General features: G+C 39.5%; 11 protein-coding genes. 2 read left to right on the top strand and 9 right to left on the bottom strand.

Going from position 1 to position 16,761, the window contains the following annotated elements:
• Positions 1–475: 475 nt before the first annotated feature.
• On the top strand, positions 476–751 hold the full coding sequence (locus ACE1AT_RS28575; RefSeq protein ID WP_374874526.1) for a hypothetical protein: 276 nt from the start codon (positions 476–478) through the stop codon (positions 749–751).
• 43 nt (positions 752–794) lie between these two features.
• On the opposite strand, the gene ACE1AT_RS28570 is transcribed toward ACE1AT_RS28575, so the two are convergent.
• From ACE1AT_RS28570 to ACE1AT_RS28530, 9 genes are all read right to left on the bottom strand, one after another.
• A complete protein-coding gene (locus ACE1AT_RS28570; protein WP_374874525.1) occupies positions 795–1,094 on the bottom strand; it encodes a putative quinol monooxygenase in 300 nt (99 codons plus the stop codon).
• A gap of 9 nt (positions 1,095–1,103) precedes the next feature.
• On the bottom strand, positions 1,104–1,955 hold the full coding sequence (locus tag ACE1AT_RS28565; RefSeq protein ID WP_374874524.1) for a universal stress protein: 852 nt from the start codon (positions 1,953–1,955) through the stop codon (positions 1,104–1,106).
• Positions 1,956–2,127: 172 nt separating this feature from the next.
• Entirely contained in the window at positions 2,128–3,951 is a 1,824-nt protein-coding gene (locus ACE1AT_RS28560) for a DUF389 domain-containing protein (RefSeq protein ID WP_374874523.1), read from the bottom strand.
• A 322-nt stretch (positions 3,952–4,273) separates the two neighbouring features.
• On the bottom strand, positions 4,274–5,836 hold the full coding sequence (locus ACE1AT_RS28555) for a Na+/H+ antiporter (RefSeq protein ID WP_374874522.1): 1,563 nt from the start codon (positions 5,834–5,836) through the stop codon (positions 4,274–4,276).
• Between the two features lie 572 nt (positions 5,837–6,408).
• Complete coding sequence (locus tag ACE1AT_RS28550; RefSeq protein ID WP_374874521.1) at positions 6,409–7,068, bottom strand: DUF6753 family protein; 660 nt, start codon at positions 7,066–7,068, stop codon at positions 6,409–6,411.
• A complete protein-coding gene (locus ACE1AT_RS28545) occupies positions 7,058–8,053 on the bottom strand; it encodes a hypothetical protein (protein WP_374874520.1) in 996 nt (331 codons plus the stop codon). The genes ACE1AT_RS28550 and ACE1AT_RS28545 overlap by 11 nt, the downstream gene beginning before the upstream one ends.
• A gap of 4 nt (positions 8,054–8,057) precedes the next feature.
• On the bottom strand, positions 8,058–8,810 hold the full coding sequence (locus tag ACE1AT_RS28540) for a mobilization protein MobD-like protein (protein WP_374874519.1): 753 nt from the start codon (positions 8,808–8,810) through the stop codon (positions 8,058–8,060).
• Positions 8,811–8,825: 15 nt separating this feature from the next.
• The gene (locus ACE1AT_RS28535) at positions 8,826–9,275 is read right to left on the bottom strand and encodes a hypothetical protein (RefSeq protein WP_374874518.1); all 450 of its coding nucleotides are present in this window, start codon (positions 9,273–9,275) and stop codon (positions 8,826–8,828) included.
• A complete protein-coding gene (locus ACE1AT_RS28530; protein WP_374874517.1) occupies positions 9,268–10,407 on the bottom strand; it encodes a hypothetical protein in 1,140 nt (379 codons plus the stop codon). The genes ACE1AT_RS28535 and ACE1AT_RS28530 overlap by 8 nt, the downstream gene beginning before the upstream one ends.
• A 471-nt stretch (positions 10,408–10,878) precedes the next feature.
• Between ACE1AT_RS28530 and ACE1AT_RS28525 the strand changes: the two genes are divergently transcribed.
• Positions 10,879–16,362, top strand: a complete 5,484-nt coding sequence (locus tag ACE1AT_RS28525) for a HEAT repeat domain-containing protein (protein WP_374874516.1) — start codon at positions 10,879–10,881, stop codon at positions 16,360–16,362.
• Positions 16,363–16,761 lie beyond the last annotated feature (399 nt).

Genomic DNA, 16,761 nt, shown 5'->3' with positions numbered 1-16,761 from the left:
TTTTAAGTGGTTTTGGTAAAATTCTGGTAACATTATCAATAGATAGGTCTTATTGACAAAACTAGACCTATCTTTTTCTATCACAAAATGTTACACGCCTTACATACAAAGCTTTTGAGTCTATTTCGTCGCCCCTTCAGGGAAGCGATTACTAGAATTGGCGAATGAAAAAGTTTCCAAAAAATTAAAATCATTTGGAATTGAATTTGTTATGCAAGAGCCTAATATTTATGTGGAGTCCCCGGTAACTATGTAGAATTGAAAATAATTTGAAAGCGTCACAATAAATCCAGATATTCTTACCAACAAATACCGATTTTAGTAATTAATAGAGCGATACCGAAGTTTTATGGAGGATAAGAGATGTTAAGTAAATAGCTAAAAATTATTACGAAAACCAAAGCACTGAATGAGTTAGATATCATATATTTAAAGAGTTTAAAGATGTAATAAATGTATTTTACAAGGATTCATTATGGCTTATGCAGGCGAACTAGACACGGGACTCAAAATCTATCTAGATAATCAAGGAACCCAAACAGTGATCGCCACCTTTAGTTGTGGACCAGGGCAGATGGAAAAGTCCCATCAGAATTTTCAAATCGGAAGTTGGACTTCATCCCCCGAAATCTTCCAGACTCCTAATGGGATTGTGTTAAAGATAAAAACGACACAGGATGAACACTATATCCAAATCCAAGGCAGGAGCATCAGTGCGATCGCTTCAGAGAGACTTTTGGATAGTTATTAGCGATCAAGCGTTCGGTCATCAACGAATCACACTTTGGAAGTCCCTAAGCCAACAACTGATAGCGGTGAATCACTGGCGGTGCAGCTAGCAATTTTCCTACCTCTAGAAAAATTTCCTGAAGATGGATAGAGTCTAAATGTGCCATCAAGGCTACCTCATTCTCCCATTCCTCTGTAAAAATAAATTCCGTTGGTTCTGCATGGTTCTGTAGCAATTCGTAGCGGATACAGCCTTCTTCTTGACGGGTTGGCTCAACAAGTTGCAGTAGCAGCGATCCGACTGCATCTTCTTTGCCAGAGAGTGCCACAACACGCGCCAAGACTTGAACAGTTGAATTAACCATTTGACTTTCCTAACGTTGGGGTGGGAAAAATAACACAGGATGCCAGCTACGGCTTAATATTTCACCTGCAAAACTGGAAACAAGCCACTCCCGGAATGTACCTATAGTTCCTGAAGACACAGCGATCGCACTAATGTCAATCATTTTAGCTGCCTCTAACAATTCCACAACTGGCTGTCCTTGGCGGATGTCTATCTCAACTTGTAAATTTGCCGTTTCTAAATCAGCTTGAACCTGAGATAAAGTTTCTCTAGCTTGGGAATCGTTCAAATCTTTGACAATCCAGCAAAGCACGCATTGTTCTAAAAACCGACCAGACTGTTTTTCAGCCTGCTGCTTTACCTTTTGCATCAGATAATTAGCAACTTCGCTACCATCGTAGGGAAGTAGCAAAGAACGAAACAAATGCTGACACCGGAGGGTTAATTCTTCAGCAGTATAAGCAGAGATTAACTGCGGACGCAGCACCAGTAAAGGAATAGGCGATCGGCTAGACAATTCAGCCATTGTACTACCCATAAGCTTATCGGTGAGTAACGAATGACTTTGAGAACCCAGGACAATTAATTCCGATTGATAGCTTTGGGCAATCTTGAGAATTGTTTCAACTGGCTTACCTGATTGCACTTCTATTTTGACTGTTACATTTGTAGGATTTTTGCCAACTGCCTCTGTCAACAGGGTTTGAGCCTGTTCTACTTTCTCACTATCGACGCGCGGAATAATGCCTTTTTCCCATAGGGGAACAGTATGCAAAAAAACAATTTGCTTTATTCCTCCAACCGCTAGGCTGGAAGCAAAATGCGCCAAACGATGCAAACCATCAGAAAAATCTGTGCAGATTAAAACTTTTTCAAACATCACAAGTTACCTATAGGAGTATTGAAGATTATCGGCTCTTTGATTCAAATTCAAGTAGAAAGAGTTGAAATTATCGGATACATCTGATTAAATGCTAACAATGTATTTGTATAAATACAAGCATATTTCCAGAGGCTTGAATTAATTCAAATTAAATTTGATAGATATTAGATTAAGGTTTTAGGATATTGATTTTAGGTTTTTCAACTACTTTCATTCTCAGTTCTATATTGCGGCTAGATTCCGTTTTTTCGGGAGATATACTAATTTGATTAGCCGCAACTTTCCATTGAGAATTTAGGTAGTTTTGAATAAGTTCAATTCTTTTTCCGACGACACTATTCGGTTCTTTATTTGACTGATCGGCAGTGATTTCTATTTGCAAATTTGGCTGTAATTGTAGGATTCTCCCAATCCGAGCGAGTAACTGGGTACTAGCAGATGGCAGTTCTGCGCTATCTGGTGCAAATGTAATGCTTCCTTGGTTAACAGGTATTCTTTCAAACTTCACATTGGCATTTGGGAAATTGAGTCTGTTTCTGATATCATCAACCAGTAAATTTTTCGCATCAGTACTCATCTCACGTTGGCTAAGATAAACCATATTCAGACTTAGCGGTTCTATTGTGCTATTTGTGATTATCACCTCATAACGTAATAATTGGGCTGGCGGGGGAAGTTGGAAATTCTGCAAAGCAGCTTGCGTACTTTGTAAAAAAGCAGTTTGATATTCTGCTATCGTAGGCTGTGGTTTTTCCTCAGGTGGTAAGTCTTTTTTATCTGTTTCTGCTAATTGGGCAATGATATCTTTAGACGCTGTAGGAATTTCAACTAGTTGCAATTGGACTGCATCAGGATTTTTATTTAAACGAGATGCAACTAATTGAGTAAATTCATTTTTCTCATCGGTAGTGTATAACTTACTAGTAAACACTCGGATCTGAATTAAAAGTTTGTCATTTTGCTCTTGAGTAAAAAGTTTGCTAATGTCAGAACGGGGTGTACCATCAGTAAAATTGGCAAATTTCTGCCGCCAAATTTCTGTACTGACTTTAAGAATCTGGTTATTTTCTTGCTTCTGGCTAATTTCTTGTCGCAGTTTAGTTAAAGATTGATTCAGAGGTATGAGAAGAACTAATACTGGAAATAAAATCATGATAAAACGGCTGGGAAGACTACCGATAACTTTCAAACGATTAGAAATTGGTGAGCGTTCGATAAACGACTGGAACCAATTGCTTTCAATATCTTGTTGATGCCATTCTCGCACCTGTTCCCGCACTGGTGGCGTGTCAATATGTAGCAATAAAAATACAATCATTGCCATGAGGGTGATAGCTATCAGGTTCGTTAAAAACAGTAACCCCCCGCCACTAGCAATCTGTAACCCATCTTTTAAGTTCAAGCTAGCTGCTATACCAATGCCATAACCAACAACGCATAAAGGTGGCATTAGTGCAACTGCAATCGAGACTCCAGGTATGGAGGTGACAACCCCTTTGGGTTCTTTGCAGGTAGCAATTGAACCCAACGCACCGGAAAATAGAGCAATTACTAGGTCTAGAACATTTGGACTAGTCCGAGCAGCAATTTCTGAAGTTAGCTCCTTAAAGGGCAAAATACCCACTAAAATAACAGCAAAAATAATCGCTACTAAACAACTTAAGGTCAGATTCAGTACCGCCCGCACTGCTAAAATTAAGTCCCCTGCCGCAAATGCTAGCCCAGTAGCCAGAATCGTCCCCATCAAGGGAGAAATTAACATTGCTCCGATAATTACTGCGGAACTATTCAGTACTAGCCCCAAGGTAGCAATTCCTGCTGCGAATATTACCTGTAGCCAATAGCTCGCATCTTGTAGGGTTACAGAGACAAGTAAGTCGTGGTAAATTTCTTGCTTACGGGTTTGAGAAATGCCCAGGTTAATAGTCAGCCAATTCCGAAACCGATTCACCCAATTAAATTTTGGAGTATTTGTCTGGCGAAACTTAACCATAATCTTCCTCAAAAGTTGATGATAGGGCAACTTCTATCCAGCAGACGGAATGTTTACCAAAATTCGATTTCTGGCTAACAATTGCCGTTTTTCAAAGTCCAAGCGAGAATGCCTTGAGGTTGAATATCATATCATGCTTGATAAGTCAATCATTGGTTATCTGGAGACATTGTAAAAATCGATTAAGTAGGTGGGTTGAATTAAACCTAAGATGAGTTAACGTAGCATAACCCATGCATGCAATTAAAGGGTTTGAGGTTTTGTGAAGAGGCTATCGCATCTTACAAATAATTGTGCCTCCCTACTTAACCAGCTTTATTGATTATGCTTCGGAATCAGAAACCTGCTGTAGTAAGGGAGCCAGTTCCTTGTTCAACCAACCAGCCCTGACAAATTCTGCATAGGCATCTGCTTCAATGGCTAGTAGTTCTGTACGCAGTTGTTCAGCCATAAAGTTGCATAAATCTGGATATTCGTCTTGCAATTGGGCGATTTCTGCTTGTAGACGGCTAATTTCTCCGCGAATTAGTGTTTCCTGGTAACGGTAAAATTCTGGATCAATACCGGGGCGTTTTTCAGTTTGTTGTAAATGTTGCAGTACCCGATTCAGTGCCACTTGACGAGCTACGGCTTCCGAATATTGCTGACGGAGGGGCTGGTTGCCCAAAAGCTGTAATTTTTCTAGCAACGGCTTGACTGTCAAACCCTGGACTAGGAGTGTAAACAAAACTACTCCAAACACAGTAGCAATAATTTCTTCCTGTCCTGGCAGAATCGCTGGTACGCTCAATGCCAATGCAATGGAAACCGAACCGCGCAGTCCGCCCCACCAGAGAATAGTTTGGTCGCCCAGAGGGATGTCAGATTTAACCAACCAGTTACTTAAACCACCCAAAAGATAAATTGCGATCGCCCGTGTTAATATCATCCCGATAATTGTGACTGCAATAATTCCTAAATTTGCTTGCAAGGTATGAAAACGAATCTGGTCACCAATCAGCAAGAAGACAATAGAATTAACAAAGAAAGCCAAAAACTCCCAAAACTCACTGACAATAATCCGCGTGCGGGGATTCATGCCAATGCGAGAGCCAAAGTTGCCTAAAATTAAACCTGTGGTGACAACTCCAATTACTCCAGAGCCGCCTAATTCTTCAGTGATGATGTAAGTCCCGTAAGCTGAAACCAAAGTCAAAGACTGTTCCACCAGTGGTAAATCAAAGCGCTGCGTCAGGTAGGAAATACCAAACCCAATCAAACCACCGACTGCAACGCCGATGCCAACTACCGAAAAAAGTTGCATCAAAATTGGTTGCAGTCCTAATTGGGTATTTCCCAAAGGTAGCGCCACCAAAAAGCCAAAGGCAACAACCGCCATCCCATCATTAAACAGACTCTCTCCTTCCATTAAGGTACTCAGACGCTTGGGTACGCCTAATTCCCGAAACAAAGCAGTCACAGAAACCGGGTCAGTTGCAGACAGGCTTGCCCCAATTAAAAGGGCTGTTGTCAGTGAAATTCCCGTTAGTTGATGTAAACCCAGGGCGATGCCTGCAATTGAAATCACCACCCCAAGCACTGCATAAAGGCAAATCGGCACTAAATCCCGCTTCAACTCCGTCCACTTCAAATTCCAGGCGGCTTCAAATAGTAGGGGTGGTAAAAAAATTGAAAGAATTAACTCCGGAGATAGATTAACAAGTCGCACATCTACTAGAGCTAATCCCAACCCCACGATTACTAGCAGTAAAGTATAGGGAATCTGACGAAACCAGCTAAAGATTTGTGGCAGCGTTGCTACGCTCAAAGATACAGAAAGTACCAACAGAAATGATTTCAGATTGGCTGCAATGACAGCCTCACCTACAGCAGATGCTAGAACCATAGTGTTTTTTGTTTGAAGAAGAGATGGGGGTTTTCAAAACAGTGAAGTATGGCTTTAAATTGCAAAGCCTGCATGGACGGACTTTCCCCACCCTCGATTGTGTTGTATTCGACCGAGAATCGCTCTAGAGAGCAGGAAGCGGCTATTAGCTCAACATAGTATTGAAGACCATCCAATCTTCTCCTGTCGGAGACGCTCTTGCAACACCCGTGACAGGTTAAGAGAATTGCACATTTGTCAAGTAGGTGCGAAAAAAGGGGAAAGATTCAGCTTGGGGACTGGCTTTCGCAGAGCTTTGACTACACCTAAATTTACAGATCATGGTCGCATACTTCAAAAAAACTACGCTACCAATCTTCAAGATTCGATAATCTACTATTATTTTCTGCTCAAGTTGAACTCATGCAAACACTCTCAGAGCTTATTTAACCTTTAGTATATAGAATATTTGTACTATAATATGGTCTTGTGTATCAAAATTGTACACTTAGCGATCGCGTCTGTTCTCACTCTCACAGGTTACTTGTATGTGATGGGGGTGTCACTGCGTAATTTGCAATCAGCTACATAAACTAAGGTGTCTTCACTCGCAACAAACAATATTCAGATACCGCCCTTTGACCCCGTTCCTTGGCAACTAGCGATCGCTGACCAGGAATTTTGGTGCAATGAAGGTTAATCAGGCTTTCTGAGTTCCAGGTAACGATGTTCCGCGCCAGCTTGCCTTGAGGACTTTTTGCCCAGCGTAAAGTTTCTGCCTCAGCAACTGTCAGCAACCTGGGTTTTCCTGGCGTGTACCCACCAGCCAACCACACTGGAACAGACAATCCTGCCAAAATACCAAACCCAATCGCCACTACTAGCAACCCCATAGCTGGTAGCATAACCCTCAGACGACTTCGCTCTTTCGATTCGCAATGAGCAATCAGTCGGTCTACCATCCTGCGGATTTCCACTTCTTGACCAGCGGTTGCGGTGCGCTTCGCCACCTCCAAGTGATCATGAATTGCCTCAGACCAACGTTGGAATAGGCGTTCCAACTCCGACGGCTTATCCTCTAGTAAAACCTGAAGTTGCCCGGTTGCTAGCATAACCAAAAATAAAGGGTCATTTGTCGAAAGTCCATGTTCAACTGCGATCGCTAACACCCGCCTTTGAAAATCAGCGTCTTTACCTTCAAGTATGCGATAAAGAAAGCTTTCATTTTTGGCTTGCCGCAAACTACGCACCATAATCAATTCCTTTTTGCTGTTCAACTGCGGTGTTGTGAGTTTCTACAGTCACAATTGTCTCAATTTGTTTTTCAAGGGAATTTTCAAAGTATTTAGACACCTCTACTTCCGAGGAGTGCAAAACATCAGTAAATTTGAGCGCGTCGGTATCTTTCAATTCATCTAATACAGAACCATCTAAAGTCGCAGAGAGGATGGTGTGTCCGTCTTCAGAAGAACACAAGACAAAATAATCCTCTTCAACGTGAATTGTTACCTTCCCAAAAGGTGGTAGGATAAACTCACTTATATCTTCTGAATATTCGTCAATAATTCTGTCAATTAGGGCTTCTTGAATTTCCAATACTTCGGTTTTTTCTAAGTTTGTTGTTTCCTCCCTAACAGAAATTAAAACCTCTAAAGGCACGATAGGAATGGCTGATTCTACTTCCTCAAAAGATGTAGTTTCGTTTTGTTGTAGGTTAGCTTCTTGTAATTCCTCTGGGGAGGAGCGCAATAGCAAATCCTTCAATACATCCAAGTTAGGAATACTTGTACTAAATTCTTGCAATAAACTTGTGTTAATTTTCGCAGGTTGACTTCCATCCGAAAAGTTATTGTCATCACCAAAACTTTCACTTTTGAATATAACAGACTCAGACAAATTTAAAGCTTGGTCATGACGCAACTGCAAAATTGCACTCACATATTCTGGGCTAAATACACAGTCAAGAATTTCACTTTGGGTAGTGTATGCCAAACTGGGTTCTAAACTTTTGTAGGATGACAAACTCCATTGTCCCTCAATATTAATATGACCACAGATAAAGAAATCTCCTGATTCATGAGCGAGGAACCACTCTTTCTCAATTCCTAATTTCAGTAGTTCTGGGTCTTCGGTAGCAAGGATGTACAGCCGTCCCATGTATTTATCTTCACTACTTTTTGTGACATCGCAGTTAAAAGCGGTATCTGTAGAATATAAGGTGTGAAATTCGTAGGACATGGCGCTATCCACCTACACCAGCTTGGAGTTTTACAGCATCTTTCTTTTTCGGTTGCTGGTCTTTTGCCCACAGCTGAGTATTCTCGATCGCACAGTGGGAGTCTTCTAAAAAAGTGGATAATCGCTGCTGTGACATTATAGGCATAGTTTCCTCAATGTCGGGAGCATCAAACCGGAATTTTTTTGAGTCGATGAAGTACCTGTCTCCTGGATATAGCAAAGGAAAGTCAATTATTTGTAGTATATTTTTGTACTTTGCTTGCAAATCTTGATAAGTAGCATCATCCTCTAAAAAACTCCAATCATCTGTTTTACCAAGATTTCTCACGAAAACGTGGAGCATTTTATCTTTGTGTAAATTCATCGATTGATAAAACAAGTCGATGGATTCAAAACCCCCATCGCAGACAAACCACTTGCAAATATCTACGCCATACTTGTCAGCAACTTCTAGCAATCTTCCCTTTTTAATCCAGTTATTTACTAGGGGAAATACGTTAGCAGGAAGGTTAACAATAACGGGTTTATTCCTTGCTAATTCAAAAATTATGTCAGCCCTGTCTCCCTTATTAACAGCTTCGCTAAACTCGGCATCAACAGCATAGTTGTAGAAGCGCTTGACATCTTGGTTGGTCATATCTGCATCAACCAAAGCATGTTCCAATTTTTTGTCAATTGCATACTGCACCATGACGCGAGTAAACAGCGACTTGCCAACCCCACCTTTTTCACCATCGATTAAATGTATCCTTGCCATATTTAGGGGCATCTCCTAATTAAAAGTTTCGCTATCTGTGGTAATTCCTGCCAAATTCCATGTATTGAGGTCAAAATCATTTAAATTGTCTAATTCCAGTGCGCTATCGGCATTACTTGACTCGGCTTTAGCGCTTTGGAAAAATAGTGGTATTTGAAAGGCACTGCACAATACATTGCCCACACGTGCTGGATCTACATTTAGTGCCGTACAAGCGTATTTGAGTTGATTGACAAAAGCAGTAGCTGAATCTAAAAGTATCAATTCCAAACTTTCACGAGAGCCACTGCCCTGACTATGCAGTGCCAGGGGCATGTAGTAGGCTGTAAGGGCAGCCATGATCATCGCTGTTTTATCTTGGGATGGGTGCAAATCCCGGTTCTGAATATAAGTCAGCATCTTTGCTTTGTCCGAACTCAGATTTGGCTGGTAGCGCCAAACAAAATCTTTTTTTCTTTCACCCATTTGATGCGATCGCCTCCGTTTCCTGAAATCTGGCACTCATCCTCACCTTGGCTCCGTGGTATACAGATAATGCCCACACATCAGCTAGGCGGTTTCCCAAGGACTGCTCGTTCAGAGTCGGCGGAATCTCTACGCCACCGTGCCAGATAATTGGAGTTGCTGGAAACACGGTATCCAGTTCTTGACGCAAGTAGTCAGCTGTACCACCACAGATAATCGCTTCGTCTAATTCATTTCTGGGCGGTAGTGATTCTTTGAGCCAGTTGCTAAGGGCAATGACGTACTCTGTCCTGGAGTCACACACCGCAGAGATAATTTTCTCGATCTCGCCAGAGCGAATGTCGCTTCCACTGGAAAGGTTGTGAAAGTGCTGGGGTTTTGGATCGTCACCAGCAGCAATCATCGCTCTAATTAGCTGCTCACTCTCTAATCCTGATGTACGCTCTATCACCAAATCAACCATTCTCGCCATGCCCAGGTTAGCTGTTTTGCCCCTGTCTAAAATGCCGCGTCGGGATATCAAAACCGAAGCGTTGCGATATCCCACCATGACCAAGGCGAGGACTTTACGTTTGATTGCCTCACCTGTATTTTTGCAGTACATAGCATAGATACCACCGCCCTCTGGAAAACACTCGTAACCAACCAAGTTAGCGATCGCAATACCCGTCGGTGTGTCAAATTCAGCCAGAGCATCCTTTAACATCGGTTTTAGTAACGCTGAATCTTCAAATTCTCCTGGTGGTAATAGCAGTGCCAGAGATAAATAGAAGGAGTCAGGTAACTTAAATTTCTGCTTGATCACCCACACAGCCGCTAGCGTTTTATACACTGCCAGTTCGTATTTTCGCGGCTTTAGTCTTGGTGTGGCGCTGTATGTAGTTCGTGCCAAATATCCTACTGCCCGATAGTCTTCACCCACTCCCACCCAAGTGGTGTTCTCTGGATAGGCGTTGCCCAAGTTGCGGGTATGGAAAGTGAGGGAAGCACGAGGAGCCTCGATCACAGCAGGCTCCATCCAAAAAGCTGCTGGCTTGCCACCTTTAATTTGTACAATTCCCTTTGTGCCGCTTCCCCCAAAGTCGAGTGTCAGCGTAACTTCGGGATAAGCATCTTTATTTAGTCTGCCCATTTATACTTAGGTCAATTTTTTCTGTTGGCGTTGGTTCCAAGTTATCAAGCAGCAACAGCCAAAGGAATATATCAATAGTGATTTTTTGTTGTATCGCTTTAGACGTATATCTTACACAAGGGATTTGGTAAGGATGTGGTAGGGTTGAAAACACTGATTGCGTTAAATTTCCCTACCTTTTTCCTACTGTTCCTTTGCGTTGCTTGCAGGCGATGGAGTTCTTCTCGTGGCGTGTCGGTGGTGGAGCAAGCAGTGGTAGTATCCGTATTTCTCGCTTCGGAGGATATTTAGTTGCTGAGAAAGCTTGTTCGGGTTTCTAAGAAACCTTCGCAACGCAGTCCCTCCCCTGTTTTTCTCAATGAGGATAAAAACCGAAACTGAACAACACACTTGTACTACTTTTCTGCTAAATATATACTGGCAACGTTATAGTAATTTTTAAGTCCTTCTTCTAATGTGCAAGGAGCGGAAGTGCTTGACTGGAAGCCATATCTACAATCAGTTTGTGCTACTTACGCTCAGTGGTGGGAAGTTTACACTCTCACAGATGTTGTGGGTAAAAACCATGACAGCCAGGTGAGAAAATCCTTATTGTTAGATTTACAGGCGATCGCACTTAAACCAGAAGCAGTTAAACCAGAGAAGGAACTATTACCAGAAGCAAGGGAAAAAAGGGAAATTTTAAATGTTCTGGAAGGCTTGCGGAAATATGCACCGGAACATGTGCTTTTAATTGGTCGTCCAGGTTCGGGAAAATCGACTGCTTTGGCGCGGTTGCTGTTGGAAGAAGCGCAATTTTTGATAGATGAGGGAGAAGGGGAGACAAAGCAGACATCTAGGAATTGGCGGTTTAATAATGTACCAATCAAATTTTGGATTCTTCTGCTTGATACAGATTGTCTAGCTGGTATTTTATTTTTACGTAAAATACCAATCTTAGTAGAACTCCGCTACTATCAAACCTCAATTATCGACCTCATCAAAGACTTTCTCCATCGTCATGACCCCAGTTTAGCAATCGATGGTGAAGCCGTAAAAATACTGCTGCGACAGGGACAATTTTTACTGCTACTCGACGGTGTAAACGAATTACCATCATCTCAAGCCAGACGAGATTTACAGAAATTTCGCCAAGATTTTCAGAAAACCACCCCGATGATTTTTACAACGCGGGATTTGGGGGTAGGTGGTGATTTAGAAATCAGCAAAAAATTGGAAATGCAACCCCTGACGGAAACCCAGATGCGGGATTTCGTGCGGGGGTATCTCCCAGAGGTGGGAGAACAAATGTTGAAGCAGTTAGGCGATCGCTTGCGGAAGTTTGGCGAAACACCTCTACTGTTAATCATGCTTTGTTCGGTGTTTGCCAGCAACCAGAATAATTTACCGCCGAATTTAGGTTCAGTCTTTCGCAGCTTCACAGAAATTTATGACCATCAACTTAAGCAAGATGTCCCCATTTCTCAAGAATCTCGTCGTTGGTGGAAGCGGTTGTTGCAGCATTTAGCCTGGGTAATGATGGGAGGAAACCCAAATTGTAGAGACGTTACATGTAACGTCTCTACATCGACGGAATTTTTGGTTGCTATATCCCGACAGCAAGCCGAGGAAATATTCACGGAATTTCTGGAAGGTAAAGTTAATTGTGCCGCAGATTGTGCGATCGCTTGGCTAGATGATTTACTCAAGCATCACCTGATCCAATTAGGGGCAGAAAATAAAATCGAGTTTAGCCATCAATTAATTCAAGAATATTACGCCGCCGAAAGGTTTTTGCAGGAAGTAGGAAAGCTGAGTGATGATGAGTTGCAATGGGATTATTTGAATTATTTGAAATGGACGGAACCTATAGCGTTAATGTCAGGTTTGCTTGAAGATGAATCTCAGGTAATAAGATTAGTAAGGTTAGCTTTAGAAATTGATTGGAAGTTGGGTGCAAGATTAGTAAAAATAGTAAAACAGCAATTTCAACAACAACCGGTTATTTTTATCATTCTCCAAAATAAAATTCCTCTACTCAATAAAATAGTCCTTCTTGGGGAAATAGGCTCTGATTATGCAATTCCTTATTTATATAGAGCTTTTCAATATGAATATGACTCACTTCAGCATATGGTAATTACAGCATTAAGGAAAATTGGTACTGATGCGGTTATTCCTATTTTATCTCAAAAAATAGAAGAAAAAATACAAAAAATTAGTTCAGGACTATACCAAGTTTTACACGATAAACATTATAATTTGTATGAGAAATATGATTTATTGAATCATGCATATTTTGCACTAATAAATATTGATAGTAGTTATATAATTAGTGCTTTAAATCAATTATTAAATTCTCAATATTTACTATTTAAAGAAATAACAGCACTTTACTTACTCCAAAAACAAAGAACAACTATAAATATTATATCCTACTGTAATATTCTTATAAATATCCTTTTATCATATGACAACTATGCTGTCGTTTACAGATGTCTTAGACACTTATATATATTCTATGCAGATTGTCTGTTTAGATGGAGTCAAGACATAAAAGAACTAATCAATAATTTAGATGTCAATCTAATTCTTGTAATAATTGATGTTCTAAATAAACAATTGAAGAGCGATTCTTCAGATATACGTTGCGGAGTGGTTTCATTGTTAGATTCTTTTTCTACAGAAAAAGTGATATCTGCTTTTAAAGAAAAAAATTTCCAAGATAGGTATCCTAGAACTTTCAAAAAAACTTTGAAATCTTTAGATAAAATCAATAATGAAAATATAGTACCTTTACTAATTCAAGCGACAAACGATGAAAGTGATGAAGTTCGCCAAGAAGCTATAAAAACATTAGGTAAATTTAATAATAAAGATGTAATTGCAAGACTGGGACAACTACTACGAAGTGAAGATTCTAAAATTCGCAAACTTGCTTTAGATTCTTTAGAAAAAATAGGTGGTGAGGATATAGTCCCTGTACTATATTATTTTATTCAAGACACTATCTCCTCACTACGTTTACTTTTACAGGATGAAAATTTTAATTTTATTACAAATATTGAAAATGAACTTATAGGAAAAGCATTTAAACTCTTGGAAGATATCGATAATATAACATCAGCAAATATCTATCATGACTTATTGAATGATGAAGAAGACTTATTTCATTGTTTAGCTACGTTGGAATTCTGGCAGATTGCTAGTCTTGATATTGAAATGCTTATTGATGCATTCTGTAATGTTATAACTCATAAAAATTATTCAGTTGCAACAAATGTTATTTCAGACTTTAGAAAATTTAAAATTGGTGAGAGAAATTTTGAGCAATACATGGCTAATTTTTATGCAGCAATCAGGGATAGCAAGAAAATAATTGCTGCTTTAATTAAAGTAATCAACAATAATAATAATTCTGAGGTTCGCATAGAAGCCGTTAAAACGTTAGCGACATTCAATAATCAAGAGGTAATCTCAATTTTAAGCCAAGTGCTAAATGATGATGACTCTGAGGTTCGTATAGAAGCCGTTAGAGCGTTAGCGATATTCAATAATCAAGAGGTAATTTCGATTTTAAGCCAAGTGCTAAATGATGATGACTCTGAGGTTCGTATAGAAGCCGTTAGAGCGTTAGCGACATTCGATAATCAAGAAGTAATTTCGACTTTAAGCCAAGCACTAAACAATGATGACTCTGAGGTTCGTATAGAAGTTATCAAAGCTCTAACAAATTTTGATGTTACTGAAGTGATTCCTACACTAGAAAAAGCATTACATGACAATAATTTTGCAGTTCGTAGAAGTGCTTTTGAGGCTATCATAAAATTTGATTCTGAATATATAGTTCCTATCCTGTCTCAAATAATTGAACATACAAGTCAAATTTTGCCTCAAGTTTTATCTAACCATGAATTAGATTTACTTTATCAAGAAGAATGGTGTCTTTGTAGAGATGCTGCTCTTGAATTACAGAAAATTGGTAGTACCAGTGCGATTATAGTTCTCCAACATTTTTTACAAAGTCAGCAAGAATTAATTCATGCTTTATCTGCCTTTCAGTTATGGAAATTGAACATATTAGAGGATGATGTATTAGCTGCTGCTTTATTACAACTGTTCCATCACGATAACCCAAATTTACGTAAGGCAGCTATTGAAGGATTACTAGAGGTGAAGAGTGATGAATTGATGAATGTCATATTTCAAGCTATTAATGATGAAAATGAGCAAGTTCGCATAAAAGCTGTGCATTCATTCAGAAATGCTAAGTCATTCAAAGATTTTAATGCTTATGTAATAATTCTTATACTAATTCAATATTTAGAAGATGAAAATTACGAAGTTCGTGTAGAAGCTGTTTGGGGATTAGGATATTATAATAATCAAAATGAAGATGTAGTCTCTGCTATCCATCAAGCTTTGCACGATAAAAATTATCAAGTGCGTAAAGAAGCAATAAGAGCATTAAGTAAACTTGGTGATTCTCAAGTAATAGCTGCTTTAATCCAGGTACTCAATGACGAAAACCAGGAGGTTCTGATAGCTGCAATCAAAGAACTATCTTCTTTTCAAAATGATAATGTGGTGATAGCACTTCAAAAACATTTGGATAATAATAATCAGGATGTTTGCAAGGCTGCCATTGAGTCTTTGATATCAATAGGTAATCAATTTGCAACTGAGCTTTTATTTAATTGGCTTACTCAGAATAAAAATTCTGAGCTTTGCAATATGATTATCGATTATTTAAATAAGGATTACCAGAACTTAAGCTTTTCTTTTATCTATCAAGCTTTGATGTACGATGACTTTGATGTTCATAAAGCAGCTATTAAAGCATCTAAATTAGTAGATGATCCTAAATTACTCCCATATCTCTATATGCATTGGGCGAATACAGATAGAGAGATTAATGAACAATGGGATGCAATTGAATCAATTCAGAAAAGCTGCAAATACTATAAACCTGCACCCATCCATACTATGTCCAACATCCTATCTCACAACTACGCCCTACTCATCGGTGTAGGCGAATGCGAAGAACCGAAATTATCCTTACCCGTCACACTCAAAGATATTCAAGCCCTAAAAATTCTTCTCACCGACCAGAATTTATGCGGCTATATTGATAATGACCAACATCTACGTTTACTCTGTAATGCAACAGCAACCAGCGAAAATATTTTAGATGGTTTAAACTGGCTCAAACAGCAAGCCGAAAATGATCCAGAAGCAACTATATTTATTTATTATTCCGGTCATGGTTGCTTGGATGAATCTGGAGATTACTACCTCATCCCTCACGAAACTGACCGTGTAGATATTCCCAATACTGCTTTATCTGCGACAAAATTCAACGCTGCACTACAACAAATACCTGCTAAAAGATTACTGGTAATTATTGATAGTTGTCACGCCCAAGGAATGGCAGCATCAAAGGATAATGCAGGTAAAAATAATCGTCCTACCCTACCCAAGGGTTTTACTCAAACTGCTTTACCCAAAAATATCATCAATGAACTAAAACAAGGTACAGGACGAGTAGTTTTCACCTCCTCCACAGGAAAACAATCATCTTATATTCGTCCTGATGACAAAATGAGCGTTTACACCTACCATCTCCTTGAAGCATTGCAAGGTGCAGCCAACCAACCAGGAGATAAAGTAGTGCGGGTTTCCCATTTAATGAATTATTTAGGGAAAACCGTTCCCGAAACCGCACAACAATTATGTAAAGCCGAACAAACCCCCTTCTTTGACTTTGCAACTGAAGATTTCCCCGTTGCATTGTTACGCGGAGGTAAAGGTTTACCCATCGAGGGATGGGATGAGGTAAAAACAGAAGCACAAGAAAAAATTCGTAGTATCAGCAATCAAGTTAATAATGGCGTGGGGATTGTTGGCGATCGCAATCTTGGTATTAATATAGGTACTGCCAGAAATATTACATTTGGTGATATTTCTTCGGGATGATAGTTAGTTTCGACCCTACCAAAACTTTTGCAGTTTATTACAGTTTTATTCATATTTTGGTGACTAAATATTAGAATTTATTGTCTATTGTCGTGGCTGTGAAGGAATTAGAGTGAAATACGAAGAACTCATCAACGATATCAGTCATATTAACAACACAACTTTAACTACATTTGCACGATCAATTAATAAAACTCTGACTATTCGTAACTAGTTTATAGGTACTTATTTATATCAGTTAACACACTTCAAATTCAGCAGCCAGTGTCTGCCGAATTTGAATTAGTCCCTCAGAACCTATTTCCAGCCCTTCAAACTCGTGAATTATAAACTACATAAAATTACGCTATTTTACTAAAATCAGGTTAGTTTTAAAAATTGGGTTGCTTATTGATGCAT

The organism is Pelatocladus sp. BLCC-F211, assembly GCF_041928655.1.
Lineage (GTDB): Bacteria > Cyanobacteriota > Cyanobacteriia > Cyanobacteriales > Nostocaceae > Pelatocladus.
This window is presented reverse-complemented; position numbering and strand designations above follow the sequence as displayed.

Excerpts from the sequence above, each read along its gene's own strand:
- ACE1AT_RS28575 (WP_374874526.1), top strand. The coding sequence starts at position 476 with ATGGCTTATGCAGGCGAACTAGACACGGGACTCAAAATCTATCTAGAT.
- ACE1AT_RS28570 (WP_374874525.1), bottom strand. The coding sequence starts at position 1,094 with ATGGTTAATTCAACTGTTCAAGTCTTGGCGCGTGTTGTGGCACTCTCT.
- ACE1AT_RS28565 (WP_374874524.1), bottom strand. The coding sequence starts at position 1,955 with ATGTTTGAAAAAGTTTTAATCTGCACAGATTTTTCTGATGGTTTGCAT.
- ACE1AT_RS28560 (WP_374874523.1), bottom strand. The coding sequence starts at position 3,951 with ATGGTTAAGTTTCGCCAGACAAATACTCCAAAATTTAATTGGGTGAAT.
- ACE1AT_RS28555 (WP_374874522.1), bottom strand. The coding sequence starts at position 5,836 with ATGGTTCTAGCATCTGCTGTAGGTGAGGCTGTCATTGCAGCCAATCTG.
- ACE1AT_RS28550 (WP_374874521.1), bottom strand. The coding sequence starts at position 7,068 with ATGGTGCGTAGTTTGCGGCAAGCCAAAAATGAAAGCTTTCTTTATCGC.
- ACE1AT_RS28545 (WP_374874520.1), bottom strand. The coding sequence starts at position 8,053 with ATGTCCTACGAATTTCACACCTTATATTCTACAGATACCGCTTTTAAC.
- ACE1AT_RS28540 (WP_374874519.1), bottom strand. The coding sequence starts at position 8,810 with ATGGCAAGGATACATTTAATCGATGGTGAAAAAGGTGGGGTTGGCAAG.
- ACE1AT_RS28535 (WP_374874518.1), bottom strand. The coding sequence starts at position 9,275 with ATGGGTGAAAGAAAAAAAGATTTTGTTTGGCGCTACCAGCCAAATCTG.
- ACE1AT_RS28530 (WP_374874517.1), bottom strand. The coding sequence starts at position 10,407 with ATGGGCAGACTAAATAAAGATGCTTATCCCGAAGTTACGCTGACACTC.